The 18,925-nt window shown below is 61.2% G+C and carries 13 protein-coding genes and 1 pseudogene; 13 read left to right on the top strand and 1 reads right to left on the bottom strand.

Features of this window, described 5'->3' with window-relative positions:
- Positions 1–21 precede the first annotated feature (21 nt).
- The 10 genes from ACFPPA_RS13340 (at position 22) to ACFPPA_RS13295 (ending at position 12,350) form a co-directional block, all read left to right on the top strand.
- Positions 22–402, top strand: a complete 381-nt coding sequence (locus ACFPPA_RS13340; protein ID WP_377320621.1) for an endonuclease domain-containing protein — start codon at positions 22–24, stop codon at positions 400–402.
- 14 nt (positions 403–416) lie between these two features.
- Positions 417–1,826, top strand: coding sequence for a UDP-N-acetyl-alpha-D-muramoyl-L-alanyl-L-glutamate epimerase (gene murL / locus ACFPPA_RS13335; protein WP_377320619.1), 1,410 nt, complete (start codon positions 417–419; stop codon positions 1,824–1,826).
- Positions 1,826–3,184 carry a UDP-N-acetylmuramoyl-L-alanine--D-glutamate ligase gene (murD, locus tag ACFPPA_RS13330; protein WP_377320617.1) on the top strand — a complete coding sequence of 453 codons (1,359 nt, stop codon included), beginning with the start codon at positions 1,826–1,828 and terminating at the stop codon, positions 3,182–3,184. Before murL ends, murD begins: the two co-directional genes overlap by 1 nt.
- 761 nt (positions 3,185–3,945) lie before the next feature.
- A complete protein-coding gene (locus ACFPPA_RS13325) occupies positions 3,946–8,136 on the top strand; it encodes a chitinase N-terminal domain-containing protein (protein ID WP_377320615.1) in 4,191 nt (1,396 codons plus the stop codon).
- An 89-nt stretch (positions 8,137–8,225) separates the two neighbouring features.
- Positions 8,226–10,142 (top strand): RHS repeat domain-containing protein, encoded by a 1,917-nt coding sequence (locus ACFPPA_RS13320; RefSeq protein ID WP_377320613.1) that lies wholly within the window; start codon positions 8,226–8,228, stop codon positions 10,140–10,142.
- A 178-nt stretch (positions 10,143–10,320) separates the two neighbouring features.
- Complete coding sequence (locus tag ACFPPA_RS13315) at positions 10,321–11,115, top strand: CPBP family intramembrane glutamic endopeptidase (protein WP_377320611.1); 795 nt, start codon at positions 10,321–10,323, stop codon at positions 11,113–11,115.
- A 63-nt stretch (positions 11,116–11,178) separates the two neighbouring features.
- On the top strand, positions 11,179–11,517 hold the full coding sequence (locus tag ACFPPA_RS13310; RefSeq protein ID WP_377320609.1) for a hypothetical protein: 339 nt from the start codon (positions 11,179–11,181) through the stop codon (positions 11,515–11,517).
- A gap of 79 nt (positions 11,518–11,596) precedes the next feature.
- Positions 11,597–12,013 (top strand): tyrosine-type recombinase/integrase, encoded by a 417-nt coding sequence (locus ACFPPA_RS13305; protein WP_377320607.1) that lies wholly within the window; start codon positions 11,597–11,599, stop codon positions 12,011–12,013.
- Between the two features lie 4 nt (positions 12,014–12,017).
- Complete coding sequence (locus tag ACFPPA_RS13300; RefSeq protein ID WP_377320605.1) at positions 12,018–12,185, top strand: hypothetical protein; 168 nt, start codon at positions 12,018–12,020, stop codon at positions 12,183–12,185.
- Positions 12,186–12,197: 12 nt separating this feature from the next.
- Complete coding sequence (locus tag ACFPPA_RS13295) at positions 12,198–12,350, top strand: transposase zinc-binding domain-containing protein (protein ID WP_377320723.1); 153 nt, start codon at positions 12,198–12,200, stop codon at positions 12,348–12,350.
- An 868-nt stretch (positions 12,351–13,218) separates the two neighbouring features.
- Here the strand turns inward: ACFPPA_RS13295 and ACFPPA_RS13290 are convergent.
- Positions 13,219–13,500: pseudogene (locus ACFPPA_RS13290) on the bottom strand (M13-type metalloendopeptidase); the annotation flags it as partial.
- 560 nt (positions 13,501–14,060) lie between these two features.
- Here ACFPPA_RS13290 and ACFPPA_RS13285 point away from each other — a divergent pair.
- Genes ACFPPA_RS13285 through ACFPPA_RS13275 form a run of 3 tightly spaced genes read left to right on the top strand, consistent with a single transcriptional unit; the run spans position 14,061 to position 18,898 of the window.
- Positions 14,061–15,728, top strand: a complete 1,668-nt coding sequence (locus tag ACFPPA_RS13285; protein ID WP_377320603.1) for a ShlB/FhaC/HecB family hemolysin secretion/activation protein — start codon at positions 14,061–14,063, stop codon at positions 15,726–15,728.
- Between the two features lie 51 nt (positions 15,729–15,779).
- Positions 15,780–18,122, top strand: a complete 2,343-nt coding sequence (locus ACFPPA_RS13280; protein WP_377320601.1) for a filamentous hemagglutinin N-terminal domain-containing protein — start codon at positions 15,780–15,782, stop codon at positions 18,120–18,122.
- Between the two features lie 29 nt (positions 18,123–18,151).
- On the top strand, positions 18,152–18,898 hold the full coding sequence (locus tag ACFPPA_RS13275) for a L,D-transpeptidase (protein WP_377320599.1): 747 nt from the start codon (positions 18,152–18,154) through the stop codon (positions 18,896–18,898).
- Positions 18,899–18,925: the final 27 nt, after the last annotated feature.

Raw genomic sequence — 18,925 nt, 5'->3', positions numbered from 1 at the left:
TCAAAAGGAGCGCTTTCAAGGATGAAACGCCAGAACGTGGATCGGGCGCGCGGACTGCGCCAAACCATGACCGATGCCGAACGCAAGCTTTGGTACCACCTGCGCAACCGGCATTTGTCAGGACACAAATTCCGCAGACAACATGAAATCGACCCATACATCGTCGATTTCGTGTGCGCCGACAGCATGCTGATCGTCGAGCTGGATGGCGGCCAGCACGCAGATCAGGTGAATTATGACGAGCGCCGCACGCGACATCTGCAAGCCGGGGGATACCTCGTGCTGCGTTTCTGGAACAATGACGTATTGATGAATATTGAAGGCGTGCTTACGGTGATCCTGGCTTCCCTCGCTAGCCCGACCCCTCACCCCAGCCCTCTCCCCGCAGGGGAGAGGGGGTAAATGCGCGGAGACCGATGCCTGTGACCACAACGATGCAACCGCGCCTGACCCAGGTGTTCCGCTTTACCCGTGTCAGCTATGCCGATGGCGTGGCCGAGCTCGGCTATGCGTTCGATGACGGCGAGGAGCTGGTCGAGCGAATCCGCTTTCCGCATGCGCCGGCGCTGCCGGCCGGGCGCCGGGAGGCGTTCGATGCCGCGCTCCGGATGCTGCATCTGATCGCCGGGATCAGCTATTACAAGGCCGGCGTGCCGCCGAAGATCGACGTGGCCGAGGGCCCGCTCGACGACGCCAGCGCCGAGCTGCTCGACGAGTTGTATCTGCACGGGCTGGCCGAATTCGCCTACCGCAACGGGCTCGACCTGCGCGGACGCATCCAGTTTCCGCGAAGCACAACATCTCCCTCTCCCCTGGGGGGAGAGGGTCGGGGTGAGGGGCTGGTCTCGCCGCAAGCCAACGATCGAAGCGCGGCGCCCAACCTCAACCTGCCCAAACGCACCCTGGTGCCGATCGGCGGCGGCAAGGATTCGCTGGTCGCGGTGGAAGCAATCAAGTCGATCGGTGGCGAGGCGACCGCGGTTTGGGTCGGCAATTCCGCATTGATCGCGGCCTGCGCCGAACGCACTGGCCTGCCCCTGCTGAACATCCAGCGCGAACTGGCGCCGGCGCTGTTCGAGCTGAACCGGCTCGGCGCCTGGAACGGGCATATCCCGGTGACCGCAGTGAACTCGGCGATCCTGGCGGTCGCGGCGATCCTGTACGGCTACGATTCGATCGCGTTCGCCAACGAACGCTCGGCCTCGGCCGCCACGCTGGAATACGACGGCCAGCTGGTGAACCACCAGTGGAGCAAGGGCTACGCGTTCGAGCAGTTGCTGGGCAACTGGCTGCACACGCACGTGGCCAGCGACCTGGATTACTGCTCGCTGCTGCGGCCGTATTCGGAGCTGGCGATCACCCGCGCGTTCGCGAAACTGACGCCGTACTTCGACGGCTTCTCCAGCTGCAACCGCAACTTCAAGCTGCTCGGTCCCAAACCGGCCGACCGCTGGTGCGGGCAGTGCCCGAAATGCCACTTCGTGTTCCTGGCGCTGGCGCCGTTCCTGCCCAAGCCGCGGCTGCTGTCCATCTTCGGCCGCAACCTGCTCGATGACGAAAGCCAGGCGGGCGGCTTCGATGCGCTGCTGGAATACCAGGATCACAAGCCGTTCGAATGCGTGGGCGAGGGCGCCGAGGCGCGCGCGGCGATGTACGCGCTGAGCCAGCGGCCGGAGTGGCAGGAGGACGCACTGGTGGCGCGCTTCCGCAGCGAGATCCTGCCCCAGCTCGACGCCAGCCAGCTGGCGCTGGAACCGTGGCTGGAGCCGTCGCCGGAACATCGCGTGCCGCCGCGCCTGCAGCCCGCGCTGGCGATGATCGGCTGATGCAGCTCGCCGCGCTGGCCGACCGTCGTGTCGCGATCTGGGGCTTCGGCCGCGAAGGTCGCGCCACGCTCGCCGCCTTGCGCCAGCGCTTGCCGCAGCAGCGCTTCACCCTGTTCTGCAGCGCCGCCGAAGTGGACGCGGCCCGCGCGTTCGATCCGACGCTCGAGGTGATCGGCGGTGAGCCGGATGCCGCCGCGCTGGGCCGCTTCGAGGTGGTGCTGAAGTCGCCCGGCATCTCGGCCTACAAGCCGGCGTTGCTGGCCGCGCAGGCGCAGGGCACGCACTTCACCTCGGGCACCGCGCTGTGGTTCGCCGAAAACCCCGACGCCCGCGTGATCGCGGTCACCGGCACCAAGGGCAAGAGCACCACCAGCGCGATGCTGGCCCACCTGGCGCGCAGCCTCGGCGTGCGCACCGCGCTGGCCGGCAATATCGGCTTGCCGTTGCTGGAACTGCGCGAGCAGCACGCCGAGCTGTGGGTGATCGAGCTGTCCAGCTTCCAGACCGCCGAAGCGGGCACACTGGAACTGGGCGTGCTCACCAGCCTGTACGAGGAACACCTCGACTGGCACGGCTCGCGCGAGCGCTACGTGGCCGACAAGCTGCGTCTGGTCGCGGTGTCGCGGCAACTGCTGGTCAACGCGCTGCAGCCGACCCTGCTCGAGCACACGCAGGCGCATCCGCACCGGCTGCTGTTCGGCCAGCCGCACGGCTGGCACGTGGCCGACGGCTACATCCGGCGCGGCACTCAGGACGTATTCCCGATCGACGCGCTGGCCGCGCCGGGCCTGCACAACGCACTGAACGCCTGCGCCGCGCTGGCCGCGCTGGCCGCGGTCGGCATGGATGCGCTGGCCGCCGCACCGGCGCTGGCAACCTTCCACCCGCTGCCACATCGGCTGCAGCCGCTGGGTCAGCACGACGGCTGGCACTGGATCAACGACTCGATCAGCACCACGCCGCTGGCCACCCTGGCTGCGCTGGAAAGCCTGTGCGGCCGCGCCGTCACCGTGCTGGTCGGCGGTCACGATCGCGGCCTCGACTGGACGCCGTTCGTCGAGGCGATGCGTGAAGCGCCACCGCACGCGATCGTCTGCATGGGCAGCAACGGTAGCCGCATCGCCGAGGCGCTGCGCATCGCCGATGTGCCGTGCCCGCTGGCACTGGTCGACCACCTCGCCGCCGCCGTCGCCGAGGCAAAGGCACTGACACCCGCCGACGGCGTCATCCTGCTGTCGCCCGGCGCACCCAGCTTCGATCAGTTCAGGGACTATGCGGAGCGGGGAAGGCGATTTGCGGAACTGGCGGGATTCGATGGCGCGGCCATCGTCGGGATCGATGGGCTGGGGATCGCCTGAAAACCGACGATGCGGTCACTTGGTCGGATCTGGCTCGAGGTGTCAGGCGGCGGCTTCCGACCCATTTGAGTCGGTCGGGAACGGCTGCTTTGGGGATGGCCAATTTGTGTCTGGGAGTGTTCCTCTGCCCGCCGAGGGCACACTATGAATCTGCTAAACCAACAAGAGAGTTCCCCCGGCTCTGCCGGGGAGGCAGTAGAAGTTTGACGTTTACAGAAGTACCCGTCGGCATTGAGGTTGTTCAAGTGTAGATATCGAACCGACGGCGCATTCGGGCTTGGAATGTCGTTTATTTGGCATGCCCGATAAGCGCGCGACTCAAGGCATGGATCAGCTCCATCCAGCCGTCTCCACAAGCAAAAAGGAGGTGACGAACTGAATCCAGTTAGTCGAGTGATCGAACGAACCGACACGCCGAATTTGATTTGCCACCACCTCCTTGTTCGTAATTTCTTGCTTGTTGACAACGACCTAAGCTTGGCAGGAACGTATAAAGAGATAGCCGCTGCCTTGGGTCCGATGAAGGCCAGCAGGACTAAGGACAGGGGGAGTCGCTGATGTTGGGGAGGACAGGGAATGGGTGCACTGTCATAGCTCGCGCACCAGGTAAAACGCGCGCGATCCGACCCACGTCGTCTCTCCCGCACTACGAGCCCTGATTCACCCCGCCTGCTCCCAATGTCGTGGACGCAACACCCTTGCGTCGACTGCCTTTTCGTCTGCCGTTTCCAATTCACCGTTTGCTGGGAGGGAACCCTTTCATGATGCACGCTAAGTCCCGCTGGTGCGCCGTATTTCTTTCCGCCTTCCTGTTGACGATCCTGTCGGGCGCAGTGAGTGCGCAAGACCAGGGTGCCGGGCAGCCGGCGAAGCAGAAAAATGCACCACCGCCAGTTCCCCCTCACAACCTCCCCACCGTCACTGTGAATGGAACACCTTACGATTCTGCTTCGCATGACGTTCATGGCTCTGGAACCGTGGCTCCGAACGCAGGGCCTTCGCACTTTATCGACCTACCGCCGGTGGAGGTCTTTGCGTCGGCCAACCGTTCTCCCGCTCAGGACAACGATCCTAGTGGCTGCCAGAACAAAACGGGTAAACCGATTCAGATAAGCAGCGGAACCAAGATGGAAACCTATCCCATCTTCGCCATGCCGGGCGAGATGGGTCTGAATTACACCCTCTACTACAACACCTCCACGTCGCCATCGCATTGGACAAGCAATTTTGATTATTGGCTAGACACGGCGTGCACAACCCAGGTCAATAACAATGGTCGCTGCGATCAGACCATTGCTCATTTTCCGGATGGCTCAGTTCTGACATTCAGCGGTGGTCCAACTGGCACGGTCTATATCGAGCAGTTCAATAACGGGCAGCACGTTATTGACCCCGTCGCCGTCCTGACGCGTAACACCACAACGGGTAATTACACGCTGACGGATGAAAGTGCTACGACCGAGGTTTTTTCATCAACCGGGCAGATTCAATCCCTCACGGACGCGTCGGGCATCGGCTGGACATTTACGTATTCAGCGGGGTCGCTGGTTCGTGTCACTCATACAGATGGTCAGTACATGACCTTTGCTGCAGGTCCACTTACCCAAAGCCAGCAAAATGGCCGAAACGTATTGGGCCAAGTCCTCACGGTGACCGATCCGGCGGGAAATGCGTACACGTTTGACTATGGCAGCGCCTACTCCCCCAATGCCTCAATCAATGATGTCGCCTCCATCACTTTTCCAGGTGCCCCTACCACCGTCATCTCTTTCAAGTACAACTCATACACAACGCCCCCGTATACGGAACAGATGATTGAAGCCGATTACAACGGAGTGCCCTATTCATACACCTCGTATGTCGCTGCATCCACCAGCCCTTACTATGAGTGGGCCAACAGCACGTCGCTGGCCGATGGCTCAGAGTTGGATTCGGTGGCCTACGCGCACGATAGCGCGGGCAATCTTGCCGCAACGATTACCAATCCGCTCGGCCAGGTGCGGGTCAACACCTACGATGGCACCAATGGTGCCGGCGGCGCTTACAACGGGCAGTTGAGCTCGGTGAGCAGCAATGCCATGTCCGATTGCGGGGCAACAGTGAACGCCCGAACCTACGATGCGAACGGCAATCTCTCGCAAACCGTGGACAACAACGGCAACGTGCATACATATACCTATGCGGCAAACGGCCAGCTGCAGACGGAAACCGAGGCTTACGGCACCAGCCTAGCGCGCACGACCGATTACACCTGGGACCCCAACGTCCAGCTCAATCGCCTACTCAGTGTGACGGTCGAGGGCTGGTCAAGGACGACCTATACGTACAACGCCCAAAATCGCCTCGCATCCATTGTGGTCACCAATCTGTCCGGCAACGGCATCGCGAACCAAACCCTGACGACGACCTACAATTACACCCTGTATGCGAATGGCATGGTGCACACGATGTCAGTGGCGGAGCCATCTCCGAACAACAGCGACAGCGTTGTCTATACCTATGACGCGATGGGCAACATCACCTCCCTGGCCAATGGGCTGGGTCAGGCCACGACCTACAGCAACTACAACGGACTCGGTGAGCCGCAACATATCGTCGGCCCCAACGGAGACGCCACCGACTACGTCTACGATGCACGTGGTCGCGTACAGACCAAGACGACTTATCCGAACGGCACGGCGGCGCACTGGCAATACACCTACGACGGATTCGGCCTGCTCCATACGCTGACCATACCCGACAACGAAGTCACCACTTGGAACCGCGATGCCGAGATGCGGGTCACGTCGATTACCCGCAACGACAAAGACGGGACCTCGACCGAGACTCTTGGCCACGATCCCAATAGCGATGTCACCAGTGACGTGGTCACGCGCGGGAGCGTGGTGGGCCTGTCGCAAACCATGCAGTACGACGCCTTGGGCCGCCTCTACAAGAAGCTGGGCAACCACGGGCAGGCGTTGACCTATGGCTACGACGGCAACGGCAATGTGATCTCCGTCACCAACGCCACCGGACATCTGGTCAGCTATCAGTACGACGCGCTTGACCGGGTGACCAAGACCGTCGAGTCCGGCGGGGCCAGCCCGCCGATGCCCAGTGTGGCGCCGACGCTGACCGTGCCGGCGACCAGTACCAACGGCAGCTATACGGTGAGCTGGAATGGCGTGAGTGGTGCTACGACGTATCTTTTGCAGGCGTCGGTGAATGGCGGCAGCTGGGCCAACGTGCAAAACACTAGTGCGACCAGCCTGACCACGAGTGGATTCAGCGGCGGCACCTACAGCTATCGCGTGCAGGCCTGCAACGCTACTGGCTGCGGTCCCTTGAGCAACGAGGGTAGCGTGACCGTCACCCACGTCATCGGCACGATCGATGGTGTGTCCTTCGATGGGTCGGGCAACGCCAGCGTCACCGGCTGGGCGTGCTCCACCGGATTACCTCAATCCATCGGCGTGGAGGTGTTCGCCGGCGGACCGTCCGGGGGCGGTGGTACGCGGATCACCACTGCGACGGCCAATGTGGCCAGCGAACCGGCGGTGGCTACAGCTTGCCAGAGCACTGGATCGGCTTACCGCTTCAGCATTGCGCTGACCAGCACCATGCGCAGCCAGTATCCGGGTGCCGCCATTTACATGTACGGTGACTCGCCGTTAAGTCTTGGTAATCTGGTGCTAGGCCAATCCGGCAACTTTGTTGTCCCGGTCAACGAACCGGCTGGTGCGCCTAGCCTGAGCGTGCCCGTCAGCACCAACGTCAGCCACTACACGGTGAGCTGGAGCGCCGTCACCGGAGCGACCAGCTATACCTTGCAGGAGCAGGTGAACGGCGGCGGTTGGACGTCAGCGCAAAGCTCCGCCGCGACCAGCTGGAATGCCACGGGCAAGAGCAACGGCACCTACGGCTACCGGGTGCAAGCCTGCAACAGCTCCGGCTGCAGCGTGTGGAGTTCGACGGGCACCATCACCGTCGCGATTCCGCCGATCCCGGCAAGCGCTCCGGCGCTCAGCGTACCCAGCGTAAGCTACACCGGAGGCTATACGGTCAGCTGGGGTGGCGTGAGCGGGGCAACCAGCTACACCTTGCAGGAACAAGTGAACGGGGGCGGCTGGAGCACCGTGCAAGCCACTGGGGCGGCCAGCTGGGGGACGAGTGGTCGCGGCGCGGCCACCTACGGTTACCGCGTACAGGCCTGCAACATCACCGGTTGCGGCCCGTGGAGTGGTACAGGCACGGTCACCGTGACGGCGCCCACGACGGCCCCCGGTCTCAGCGTGCCGGCCAACAATGGCACCGGCGCCTATGCGGTGTCCTGGAGCGGCGTATCAGGTGCCACCAGCTACACCCTGCAAAGGCAGGTCAACGGGGGTGCCTGGTCGACGGTGCAGAGCAGCGCGGCCACCAGCTGGGGCGCCAGCGGGCAGAGCAATGGAAGCTACGGCTATCGGGTCCAGGCCTGTGATCCGGTGGGCTGCGGCCCCTGGAGCGGTGTCGGCACGACGGTGGTGACCATCCCGGTTCCGATCGCCATCAATGGGCAAAGCTACTACTCCAGCTACATGATTACTTCGGGTGGTGGCTCGGCGCAGATCGGTTTCGAGATCAACGGTGGTAGTAGCTGGGAAGTGTTCACATCTACGCAGAGCGGAAGCGCGGTGCCGGTTGTCACCGGCAACGTGCCGTCCGGCGCCACCACGGTGCAATACACCTGGACCTTGATCGGTCTCGCCAACGGCGCCAATCTCGGCGGGGGCGCTGTAACCAACTATGCCAGCTCACCGACCGCGCTCAGCAGCAATCCTTTCAGCGAGTACAGCGTCGCGATGGGCAGGAACAGCACCGACGTCAAGGGGCAGACGTATCACCTTACCGTGACGTTCTACAACGCGGCCGGCATCAACGTGTCCAGTTCTACCTGCACGATGACGGCTGTCGTGGGAGGGTCGCTGTGATGAGAGATCAGCCCTGCCACGAGGTGCCCGCCGCTCTGACGTTGCGCAGAGATCCAAACAAACGTGCCCTTTCACGGAGGAAACCGAGCATGGAACTTGCCTTCGCCATCCGTCACCTTCTATCCCGGCATCGGGCGCTGCCTATCCTGCTGCTAGGTGGATTGATGGTTGCCCAGGCGGCCCACGCCGATAGCCCGGTGGTCACGCAATACACCTACGACGCGGGCGACCACGCAGCCACCGTCACTGATCCACGCGGCCTGGTCACCACCTACACCCATGACGGGCTGGGGCAGCTCTGGCAACAGGCCAGCCCGGATACTGGCACGACTAGCTACGTCTACGACGGATACGGGCGAATGGCCAGCATGACCCGGGCCGATGGTGTGCAGACCACCTATACCTACGATGGCATGAATCGGGTCACTAGCGTCAGTGCGGGTGGGCTCACGCAAAGCTTCGCATACGATAACTGCACCAACGGTGTAGGCCGATTGTGTTCGGACCGTGATGCCACTGGGGCGACGTCCTACACCTATACCCCGGAAGGGTGGGTCGCCGGTCGTGGGTTTTCGATCGGCGGAACGACCTACGCCATCGGTTACGGGCATGACACCGTCGGCCACGTCACAACAGTGGACTACCCGGATGGCAACCAGGCCAATTACACCTATACCAACGGCGTCGTCTCGAGTGTGGCGCTCACCGTCGGTGGCACGGTGGTGAACGGCGCCACGTCGATCAGCTATCAGCCGATGAACCTGGGGATGGCCTCCTGGACCTCCAGTAACGGTTTGGCCAACAGTATGAGTTACGACACTGACGGTCGCCTCACCGGCATCAACGCAACGGGAGTGGAGAGCCTGGGCTTGACCTATGACAATGCCGACCGCATCACGCAGCTTACCAACGGCATCAACACCAACCTGACCCAGAACTTCGGCTACGACGCCATGTCGCGTCTGGTCTCGGTGTACTCCGGTGTCGAAAACGAGAGCTACCAGTACGACGCCAACGGCAACCGCATCACGCAGGTGGTGAACGGCGCGTCGTCGATCCTCAACATCAGCGCCACCAGCAATCGGATCGCCAGTGCGTCTGGTGCGGCCAATGGGTCCTACGGCTACGACGCCAAGGGCAATACGACCACGCTGTCGTCGGTACCCACGTACAGCTACGACCCCTTCAACCGGCTCAGCAACGCCGGTGGGATGAGCTACTACGTGAACCCCGAAGGGCAGCGTCTGCGCAAGACAGGAACGGCGGGGACCAGCTATTTTGCTCCCGATCGGGGCGGCGCGATGCTGGCGGAAGACCCGAATGGCACCTGGATCGACTACGTCTGGCTCAACGGCCGGTTGATCGGACGGGTCAGTGCCGGCACGGTCGACGCCGTTCACGATGATCAGGTGGGCCGCCCAGAAGAGATGACCGATGCCTCTCAAGCGGTCGTGTGGCGTGCGCAGAACTACCCGTTCACGCAGCAGGTGACGGTGGCCAGCGCCACGCTCAATATTGGCTTCCCGGGGCAGTACTATGATGCAGAGACCGGCAACTGGAACAACGGGTTTCGCGACTACAATTCGGGACTAGGCCGGTATATCGAGAGTGATCCGATGGGGTTGGGCGGCGGCGCGAATACGTATGCCTATGTGCTCAATAATCCACTGAGTGGATCCGACATCTTTGGTTTACAAGAAGATAGCGTTAATAAGCAACAGGCTGAAGGTGCTGTTCAAGGCGCAGTAAACGAAGCATCAGCAGTGGTCATTCCCGACCGGGCAGGAGCAATCTCAGATGTAGGCGGGGATCTCGCGGCGGGTGCTATAGCGTTTGGGTCTGTGTTGCAGTCGGAGGCACAGTACGATTACTCAATGTCTAAGCAAGACCCCGGCAACCATTTTTATGCGAAGTTTGATGACATGGACTGGTCACAATACCCAAGTTTCTCCGAAGCATGGAAAGCATATCTAAAAAAGCATATGAAGGGAAAGAAATGCCCATAACCTATCAGCTTAATGTTGTTCTGCCTTCGACAGTTTGTCACTTTTTGTTGGCGTCATTTACCAAATTTTCCATAGCGCGATTTAACTTATGAGTGGACTATCACTATGGGATCTTTTAGGGCCAATCCTTCGGCCGTGGCCGTATCGCCTGCTGTTCTATGGAGTACTTATTATTGTTATGACCATTCTGTCACGCAGGCACATAGAACGAAATGGTGAGCTCCTTATCTCAACGGAGCATTTCGGACTTGCTTTGTTTGGCAGCCAATTTCTGGCGGCAGCCGCAACAATCTTATTTGTGGTTTGGGGCATCGGTTGGCAGACGCATCCTAATCCCGCGGTTTTCGAGAATTGGACTGGGACGTCCTGGCATTTTTACGTAGATAACTTTATTTCGGAGATTGGCCTCGGCTTGACAGTATTCACTATCGTATGGTTGCGCGATGCCACATGGGAATCACTTGGAGTTAGGCGACCCAATCTTTCTATTCCGTCAATTTTAGTTGCCGTTGCCACGGCTTACATTGTTCTGCATTTTCTAATAGGTCCAGTCAGCTTGAGTCTTTGGAAATATTGCCTCAGCTTTTTTGGAATTAATTTAACTCAAGGCTATGGCGATGTTGACCCATTGCAGTGGGAAGTATGGAGCTTAAGACAAGCTGCTGGTCAGATTGGCGTTTGGGGGGCAGCTCTTTTTGTGTTTTGCGTAGGTGTTTTGGTACCAGTATTTGAGGAGCTTTTTTTTCGTGGCCTCATCCTTACAGCCTTGTTAGAAAGGACTTCAGCTTGGGGCGCGCTGGTCAGTCAAGCATTTCTGTTTGCAGCATTGCACATCGATTTTATTCGACTTCCATATCTAATTGCGCTTGGCTTGATCCTTGGCTATCTGGTAAAGAGAACATCTTCCCTAGTGCCTGCGGTGCTTCTGCATATCTTAGTTAATGTTATTTCATTGACATCCGTTATAGATTAACGCATCGACTCGAGTATTGGTGCCACATTTTCTTGAAAGTAAGATCAATGACAATGAATTAGTATGGAATTTGAAAATTATATGGTTCATCGCATGATTGGTGTCGTTGTACTGATGGCTTGGCTGTGGATGGTCCTCCATATGCAAAGCTTGGCTCCTGGCTTGGATGTTGCAGCATCCTCCAATATCACCTTATACGCAGGTCGCGGCGGTGGCGTATTCTACGTCTCGCTCATACCACTGCTCGCGGCCGCCCTGCTGATCTTCCCCGATTTCTTTGCAGGCCACTTTAGCCCTTCATCTGAAATGACCAATGAGCCGCTACTCGGAGCAGGTTTCTGGCGGTTATCGGGATATTTTGCCTTATTGGTAAGCTGGGGTTTACTGCATCTGTTTCGCTGATTGGCACGCTCAAGTTTCGATCTTGAATCGCCCGGGGATTCTCGGAGGCCCCGAAATCCGTAACGGAGGAAGCTAACCTATGGGCAGCACCTCGCTCGGCGTGGCGGGCAACCCCGGCTTATACCCCCGGCGACCGGGCGATGGCGGCTTGGACCTCCAGCAACGGTCTTTCCAACACGCTGGGCTACGCCGCCACACCCAAGGCAAGCTGCTCGATGGCGGTTGGCTGTTCCCCGGCATGAACCGGATCAATCCGTTGACTCCGCGCCAGCTCAACCGCGCCATCCATGCCGCGGCGCAGGCAGCCGGCATCGTCAAGCGCGTGTCGATGCACACGCTACGCCACAGCTTCGCCACCCACCTGTTGGAACAGAAGGCGGACATCCAGGTGCTGCTGGGTCACAAGAAGCTCGAGACGACCGCGCTCTACGAGCGGGTCGCCACCGAGATCCTGCGCCAGGTGATCAGTCCCTTGGAGGGATTGCCGCCTGGATAGGCCCGTGGCACGCCCCGCCCTGGAGGTCGCGGATGTTTTCCGCGCACGTGGGCCGCACTGGCGGCGCGAACAGCGCGGCCATCTGAGCCTGGGCCAGCTCAAGGTGATGTCGGCCATCGAGCAGTGCCGCCATGCGGCGCTGGGTGCCCATAGCCTGCAGTGCCCCGCCTGAGACCACGCCCAGATCGCCTACAACTCCTGCCGCAACCCGCACTGCCCCAAGTGCCAGGGCAGTCTTGCCCGACGCTGGCTGGAAGCCCGGCAGACCGAGCTGCTGCCGGTGGATTACTGCCCCGTGGTCTTCACGCTACTCCCCACGACCTTACGTGCGAGTTAGCACCCCAACCAACATTGTGAGGCCTAGGCAGGCAACGGTAACGAACCCGTACGCCTGCTTAACGCGCCCTGGGCGTTCAGATGGTGGTGGTGCCGACTGATATAGAAGAAGAAGGAATGAAACAGATATTAGTAGGCAGTAAATGATTATTCTAAACACAGACTCACGCAGGAGTAGAGCGATTGTCGGAATGAAAAAGAAGAGCGGCTGAAATGGACTACCTATACTTCCACCAGTGCTGTACACAAGTCGTGTCACTACGACGATGTCCAATACGAAGACAGTGAGCAGCGCAGTCTCATCGCTTAGCCCGGAGAACGACGTACCATGAAAGAGAGGAGACCAAACGGATGACATGGTTACGGTGAAGACAAGTGCGCCCGCAGTGACTAGCAGGAGAACGAGGAGCTCCCACCAAATGGCGCGATACACGCGTTCACCCTTCCACCACGCATTGCGCGTTGACGCGCCGCTGAGGATGCCGCCTCCAACGAACAAGATGGTGACCATTAATATCTGAGACAGCAGAGCTCCAGAAACAATCGATGCCGGGTTCACCGAGACTTTCCCCTGTTGGTATATCTATTGAATCTACGGACCCACGGGTCCGGTTATACGTTTTGTTCAAGACCCCGCGAACGGTAGCACAACCCCATGATGTGGAAGGGACTTCACGGGGCTGTGTCAGCCTTCCGCATGCATCCGCAAGCACCCACTAACCGTCCCTTCAACGACTGCTATTCGGCAACTGTGTGGAAGCCGCGACCGGCAGCTCTTGGCCGAAGAAAGACATTGCGGCAGCCACTGCTTCCAAGAAAAAAGGGCCGCATTCACATGCGGCCCTTCGGCTTTTCAACATCTGAAACCCTTACCAGATCCTCACCCGATCCTTGGGCGCCAGATACAGCTTCTCGCCCGGCTTCACCTTGAACGCGGGGTACCAGGCGTCGAGGTTGCGCACGGTCTGGGCGCGAAACTGCGGCGGGGCGTGAACGTCGGTGGCGAGGCGCTGGCGCAGGGCGGCGTCGCGCATCCTGGAGCGCCAGGCCTGGCCGAAGGCGAGGAAGAAACGCTGGTCGCCGCTGAGGCCGTCGATCACCGGGGCAGGCTTGCCGTCGAGTGACTTGTGGTAGGCCAGGTACGCGATGGTGTCGCACTTCACTGTTGAATCCGCCGCTCCTGGACGTCTCAAATCACGCGACGATGGCTGGGGCTCAACGCCAATCAGGTAACGAAAGACACTTCACGCCGGTTGCACGGATCAGCAAATAACCTGCAAAAAACATTCCAGCGGTCAGTCGGCCGCGACAAGCTACTGCGAAATCTTCAGAGGATGCGGAAAAGCCAAATGCGCAAGATCGTCCGCATGGCGGTTGCTGCACGCTGCTGCAGATAGCAAACAAGCAGATATACACCTTTCAAGCGCGGGCGCGGTTCGATTCGACGTGCGCCGTATATCAGTGTGCCTCCGAAAATAACGTTTGCGACGCGTGCGATGGCGTTCGCGAACGTTTGATTCCGGATCTACCTTCTTGCAAGCGACTTCAGCGCGACGTTACATCTCCGGGCGTTGCTGTGAATGTGTATTTCGCCGCCGCATCCCCGACATCTATCAGCGGCCAAGAAAGTTGCCGCCCGAATAACCGATCAGCGTAATTGCCGCATGGCCTGCGTGAGCAGGTGCGCCAAGTCCGCGCCAGGAAGTCCGACATGAAAACGAAGAGGTTATTGCCGCTGGTGCTGCTGGCGCTGAGTCATGGTGCGCTGGCCCAGCAGGTGCCGGGTGCCGGTAGTCAGCTGCAGCAGCTCCCGCCAACTCCGGCGCCGCGGCAAGCCGCGCCCGACATCCGTATCGAAGAGACGGGCGCACCGACAGCGCCAGGCGCAGGCTCGGTCCGGGTGCTGGTGAAGGCGCTTCACGTGACTGGCGAGCACGTCTTTTCCGAGTCGAAACTGCTGGCCGTCTCCGGGTTCCAGGCCGGCTCGCAGCTGTCGTTGGCGGATCTGCAGGTGATGGCTTCGCGTATCACCGAGTTCTATCACAGCCACGGTTACTTCGTGGCACGCGCGTTCTTGCCGGCGCAGAAGGTCACCGGCAATGTGGTGACCATCGAGGTCAGTGAAGGCCGCTACGGCAGGGTGACACTGCGTAACAGCACCAACCTGTCCAACCGTCTTGCGCAGAGCAAGCTGGACGGGTTGAACAGCGGTGATCCGATCACGATCAAGCCGCTCGAAAGCCATCTGCTGCTGCTCTCGGATGTGCCTGGCGTACGCGTGTCCTCGACGCTGGCACCGGGGGCGTCGCCGGGAACTTCCGATCTGATCGTCAATCTGACACCCGCACCGCGCGTGAGTGGAAGTGTGGACGCGGACAATGCCGGCAATCCCTACACCGGCGTATACCGTGTCGGCGCGACGGTGAACCTCAACAATCCGCTTGGACTCGGCGATGTGGCCAGTCTGCGGGTGCTGACGTCGGGACGCGGGCTGCGCTACGGTCGCGCCTCCTATCAGATGCAAATTGATCGTGCCACGGTGGGCGTCGCCTACAGCAAGCTCGACTACGTGCTGGGCAAGCAGTTTGCCCCGCTCGGTGCGCATGGTTCGGCCGAGGTGGCAAGTATCTACGGCAGCTATCCGCTGCTGCGTTCCCGCGACAGCAATCTCACGGTCGGGCTCGTCTATGAGGACAAGCGTTTTCAGGACGTGATCGACCTGTTCCATTCGGTGACTGACCGCACTGCGCACGTCGTGACGGGGCAACTCTACGGCAGCCACCGGGACGGCTTTGGCGGCGGTGGCGTGAGCAGCTTCTTCGTGGGCCTTTCGGCGGGCTCGCTCAACATCAGCACGCCCGCGGCACGCATGGCAGATGCGGCCGGTCCGCGTACTGAAGGAGCGTATTACAAGCTCTGGTTCAACGCGGCACGAGCGCAGCGCGTCACCGACCTGGTGTCGCTGTATGCCAGCGTCACCGGGCAACTGGCGTCAACCAATCTGGATCCCTCGGAAAAACTCGTGCTTGGCGGGATGGAGGGCATCCGTGCCTATCCGCAGGGCGAAGGTTTTGGCGACGAGGGTTACCTGGCCAGCCTGGAAGCGCGCCTGCTGCTAGCCCGGTTGTCCGAACACGTAGTCGGCCAGGTGCACCTGCTCGGCTTCGTGGATACCGGACACATCACGATCAACAAGGATCCCTGGTATGTCGGATCCAACAGCCGAACGCTCAGCAGTGTCGGCGTGGGCGCCAGCTGGGATGATCCGGGCGACTTCTCGGTGAGGGCGTACTACGCGCGCAAGCTCGGTGGCGAAAGCGCCATGTCCGCGCCTGACAGGTCGGGCCGCTTCTGGATCCAGGTGATCAAGTACTTCTGATCCCCGTTTGGCCCTGGCACAGGGTCCTGAAAAAACATTCGAGAATTCACCATGAATCGTACTGATCACCTGACTCACAAACAGCACATGGATGCCACTGACACGCCATCCGGAACCATTCGCCACAGCGGGATCCGCAGCAGGTTGGTTGCGGCCAGGGCAGTCGGGCTGGCGTCGTTCACCCTGCAGGCCCTGTCGGCGTCGCTGCTGCTGGCGCTGGCCATGCCGGCGCACGCGAGCGGTCCCACGGGCGGTGTGGTCACCGCTGGCCAGGCCAGCATCGGCAGCAACGGCAGTACGACCACGATCACCCAGTCCAGCGCGAACGTCATCATCAACTGGCAGAGTTTCAGCATCGGCGCCGGCGATACCGTGCAGTTCGTGCAACCGGGTCGTACTTCGGTGGCACTGAACCGGGTGCTGGGTGCTGATCCCTCGATCATCCTGGGAAATCTCAAGGCGAACGGCAACGTCTTTCTGCTGAACCCGAATGGCATCCTGTTCGGCAACAGCGCATCGGTGAACGTGGGCGGCCTGGTGGCGTCCACCATGAGTATCACCGACGCCGACTTCATGGCCGGCCACTATGTGTTTGCCAACGCTGGGGACGGCTCGATCGTCAACCAGGGTCACCTTGGTGCGGCCAGCGGCGGCTATGTCGCCCTGATGGGTCGCAGCGTCAGCAACCAGGGTGTCATTTCGGCGCGGCTTGGCAGCGTGGCGCTGGCCGGTGGCGAAGCGGTGACGCTGGACGTGGCCGGCGACGGCCTGTTGAACGTATCCGTATCCAAGGGGGCGGTGAACGCGCTGGTGAGCAACGGCGGCATGATTCAGGCCGATGGTGGCCGCGTGCTGCTGACCGCACAGGCGGCCGGCACCCTGCTCAATACCGTCGTCAACAACACCGGCGTGATTCAGGCGCAGACGCTCGTGAATCGAGGCGGCACGATCTTGCTGCTGGGCGACATGCAAAGCGGTAGCGTGAATCTCGGCGGCACCCTGGATGCCAGTGCCCCGGGCATGGGTGACGGTGGCTTCGTCGAGACTTCCGCTGCCCACGTCAGCATTGGCGACGGCGCGCGCGTCAGCACCTCTGCAGTCCAGGGGCGGACCGGACAATGGCGGATCGATCCGCTGGATTTCACGGTGGGCAGCGCCCCGGGCGACAACATCGCCGGCTCGACGCTCTCGGGTGAGCTGGTCACCACCAACATCACCATCGATACCACCGGCGCTACCGGTGCCGGTAATGGCGACATCTTCATCAATGATGCGGTGAGCTGGACCGCCAGCAGCACGCCAACCACGCTCACACTCAACGCCAATCGCGACGTGAATATCAACGCGGCGGTAACCGCCACCAACGGCAGCTTTTCGGTGTGCTGCGGACGCGATATCAACGTCAAAGGTGCCCTGAGTACCACCAACGGCAGCATCAAGCTCAGCGCAGGCAACGACATCAATCAGCGTGCGGCCCTGACAGTGACGGACGGCAATCTGCTGATATGTGCAGGAAACAACGTCAATGTATTCGCTGCGCTCACGCAGACCCGCAGTACCGCCGACGCCACCCGCAGCCTGGGTCTGCCGTTGGGCATGACCTTGAGTGCCGACAGCGACGGCACCGGACCGGGGACGGCCGGCGGCACGGTCGTGTTCGACTCATTGGCACCCAAGGCCACGGTCACCGCGGCCCCGGCCAATATTTACTACAACCCGGTTTCCTACACGGCGCCGACGGATTACTCCAACAGATTCACCCTTACCAAAGGCGCTACCCTCACCCAATTCATGCTGGTGTTCGCCGCTGGTGGCGACAAGACTTTCGATGGCACCACGACCACCACGCTGACCGGATTGAAGGGCAGTCCGCCGGGGGTAACGCTGGTGAACGGCACCGGCAGCAGCGCAAACTTCGCTTCACCCGACGCAGGTGTGAACAAGGGCATCAGCTATTCCGGTTATACCCTGGCTGGTCCCAACGCAGCTGCCTACGCGCTACCGTTGAATTGCTGTGGACCGGTGTTGGCACATACCACCGGGACGATTGCTGTGGCGGCACCGGCACCGGCACCGGCACCGGCACCGGCACCGGCACCGGCACCGGCGCCAGCGCCAGCGCCAGCGCCAGCGCCAGCGCCAGCGCCAGCGCCAGCGCCAGCGCCGGCGCCGCCGCCGCCGCCTCCGCCCAGGCTGGTAGAGGGAGCGCCGATTCTGGGAGTGCTTCCGCCGCCTGTCCCGGCGTGGTCTGCTGCGCCAGCCACATTGGTTGAAGTGACTCCCGGGTCACCGCTGGCCATGACGATGGTGGAGGCTCCGGTGCCCCCGCCGCCGATCATGAGGGTCATTCCGTACGTGGCGCCGTATCACAAGCCGAAGCCGGAACGAAACTAGTGCGACAGACGGTTCTCGCGGAACCGCTGATGGCTGTGGCTTGTGCAGCAAGACTTCCGGCATATGCGGGTTTTCGCCACCTGCTGGTGGTGCTGACGCTCGTCATTGCGTGCCATTCGGCGACCGTCGCGGCGAGCCCCTGGATCGACTCGGCCTCCATCGGCCTCGGTACCGCGAAGGAGGCTTCGGACGGCGGGCTGAATTCACCGTCAGCGGAAGTCACCGACCTGGCACAGTGGGTAATCGCGTCGCGCAACAACGACGGCATGCCTTACCTGGTCATAGACAAGGTCAACGCCGCAGTGTTTGTCTTCGATGCGGCCGGTCACTTGCAGGCCGCCGCGCCGGCCCTGCTCGGGCTGGCACGGGGCGATCAATCGGTCGAAGGGGTTGGCGACGAGAAGATGTCGGCCATTCGGCCGCAGGATCGAATCACGCCGGCAGGCCGCTTCGTGGCGTCGCTGGGTCACGATCCACACGGCAAGGAGATCCTGTGGGTCGACTACAAGGATGCCATCGCGCTGCATCCGGTGGTCAAGGGCACCCCGCGGGAGCGCCGTGCCGAGCGGCTTCGGAGCCCCACCTCTGCAGACAACCGCATTTCGTACGGTTGCATCAATGTCCCTCTGAAGTTCTACAAAAGGTTCGTCAGTCCTGCATTCACGCACACCAGTGGCATCGTATACATCCTGCCGGAAACAAGCTCGGCACGTCGATTGTTCGGGTCGGGCAAAGTCGAGCCCGGCGCAACCTTGTCTGTTCCGGCGCAGCCGTAGCGGAGCGGCAGCGCGCCCGCTTCCTGT

The sequence above is a fragment of the Rhodanobacter ginsengisoli genome, assembly GCF_042657065.1.
Lineage (GTDB): Bacteria > Pseudomonadota > Gammaproteobacteria > Xanthomonadales > Rhodanobacteraceae > Rhodanobacter > Rhodanobacter ginsengisoli.
The sequence above is the reverse complement of the archived record's forward strand: the minus strand, read 5'-3'. Positions and strand labels throughout refer to the sequence as shown.

Bases quoted from the DNA above. Each gene is read 5' to 3' on its own strand.
- ACFPPA_RS13340 (WP_377320621.1), top strand. From the start codon at position 22: ATGAAACGCCAGAACGTGGATCGGGCGCGCGGACTGCGCCAAACCATG.
- murL (WP_377320619.1), top strand. From the start codon at position 417: ATGCCTGTGACCACAACGATGCAACCGCGCCTGACCCAGGTGTTCCGC.
- murD (WP_377320617.1), top strand. From the start codon at position 1,826: ATGCAGCTCGCCGCGCTGGCCGACCGTCGTGTCGCGATCTGGGGCTTC.
- ACFPPA_RS13325 (WP_377320615.1), top strand. From the start codon at position 3,946: ATGATGCACGCTAAGTCCCGCTGGTGCGCCGTATTTCTTTCCGCCTTC.
- ACFPPA_RS13320 (WP_377320613.1), top strand. From the start codon at position 8,226: ATGGAACTTGCCTTCGCCATCCGTCACCTTCTATCCCGGCATCGGGCG.
- ACFPPA_RS13315 (WP_377320611.1), top strand. From the start codon at position 10,321: ATGACCATTCTGTCACGCAGGCACATAGAACGAAATGGTGAGCTCCTT.
- ACFPPA_RS13310 (WP_377320609.1), top strand. From the start codon at position 11,179: ATGGAATTTGAAAATTATATGGTTCATCGCATGATTGGTGTCGTTGTA.
- ACFPPA_RS13305 (WP_377320607.1), top strand. From the start codon at position 11,597: ATGGGCAGCACCTCGCTCGGCGTGGCGGGCAACCCCGGCTTATACCCC.
- ACFPPA_RS13285 (WP_377320603.1), top strand. From the start codon at position 14,061: ATGAAAACGAAGAGGTTATTGCCGCTGGTGCTGCTGGCGCTGAGTCAT.
- ACFPPA_RS13280 (WP_377320601.1), top strand. From the start codon at position 15,780: ATGAATCGTACTGATCACCTGACTCACAAACAGCACATGGATGCCACT.
- ACFPPA_RS13275 (WP_377320599.1), top strand. From the start codon at position 18,152: ATGGCTGTGGCTTGTGCAGCAAGACTTCCGGCATATGCGGGTTTTCGC.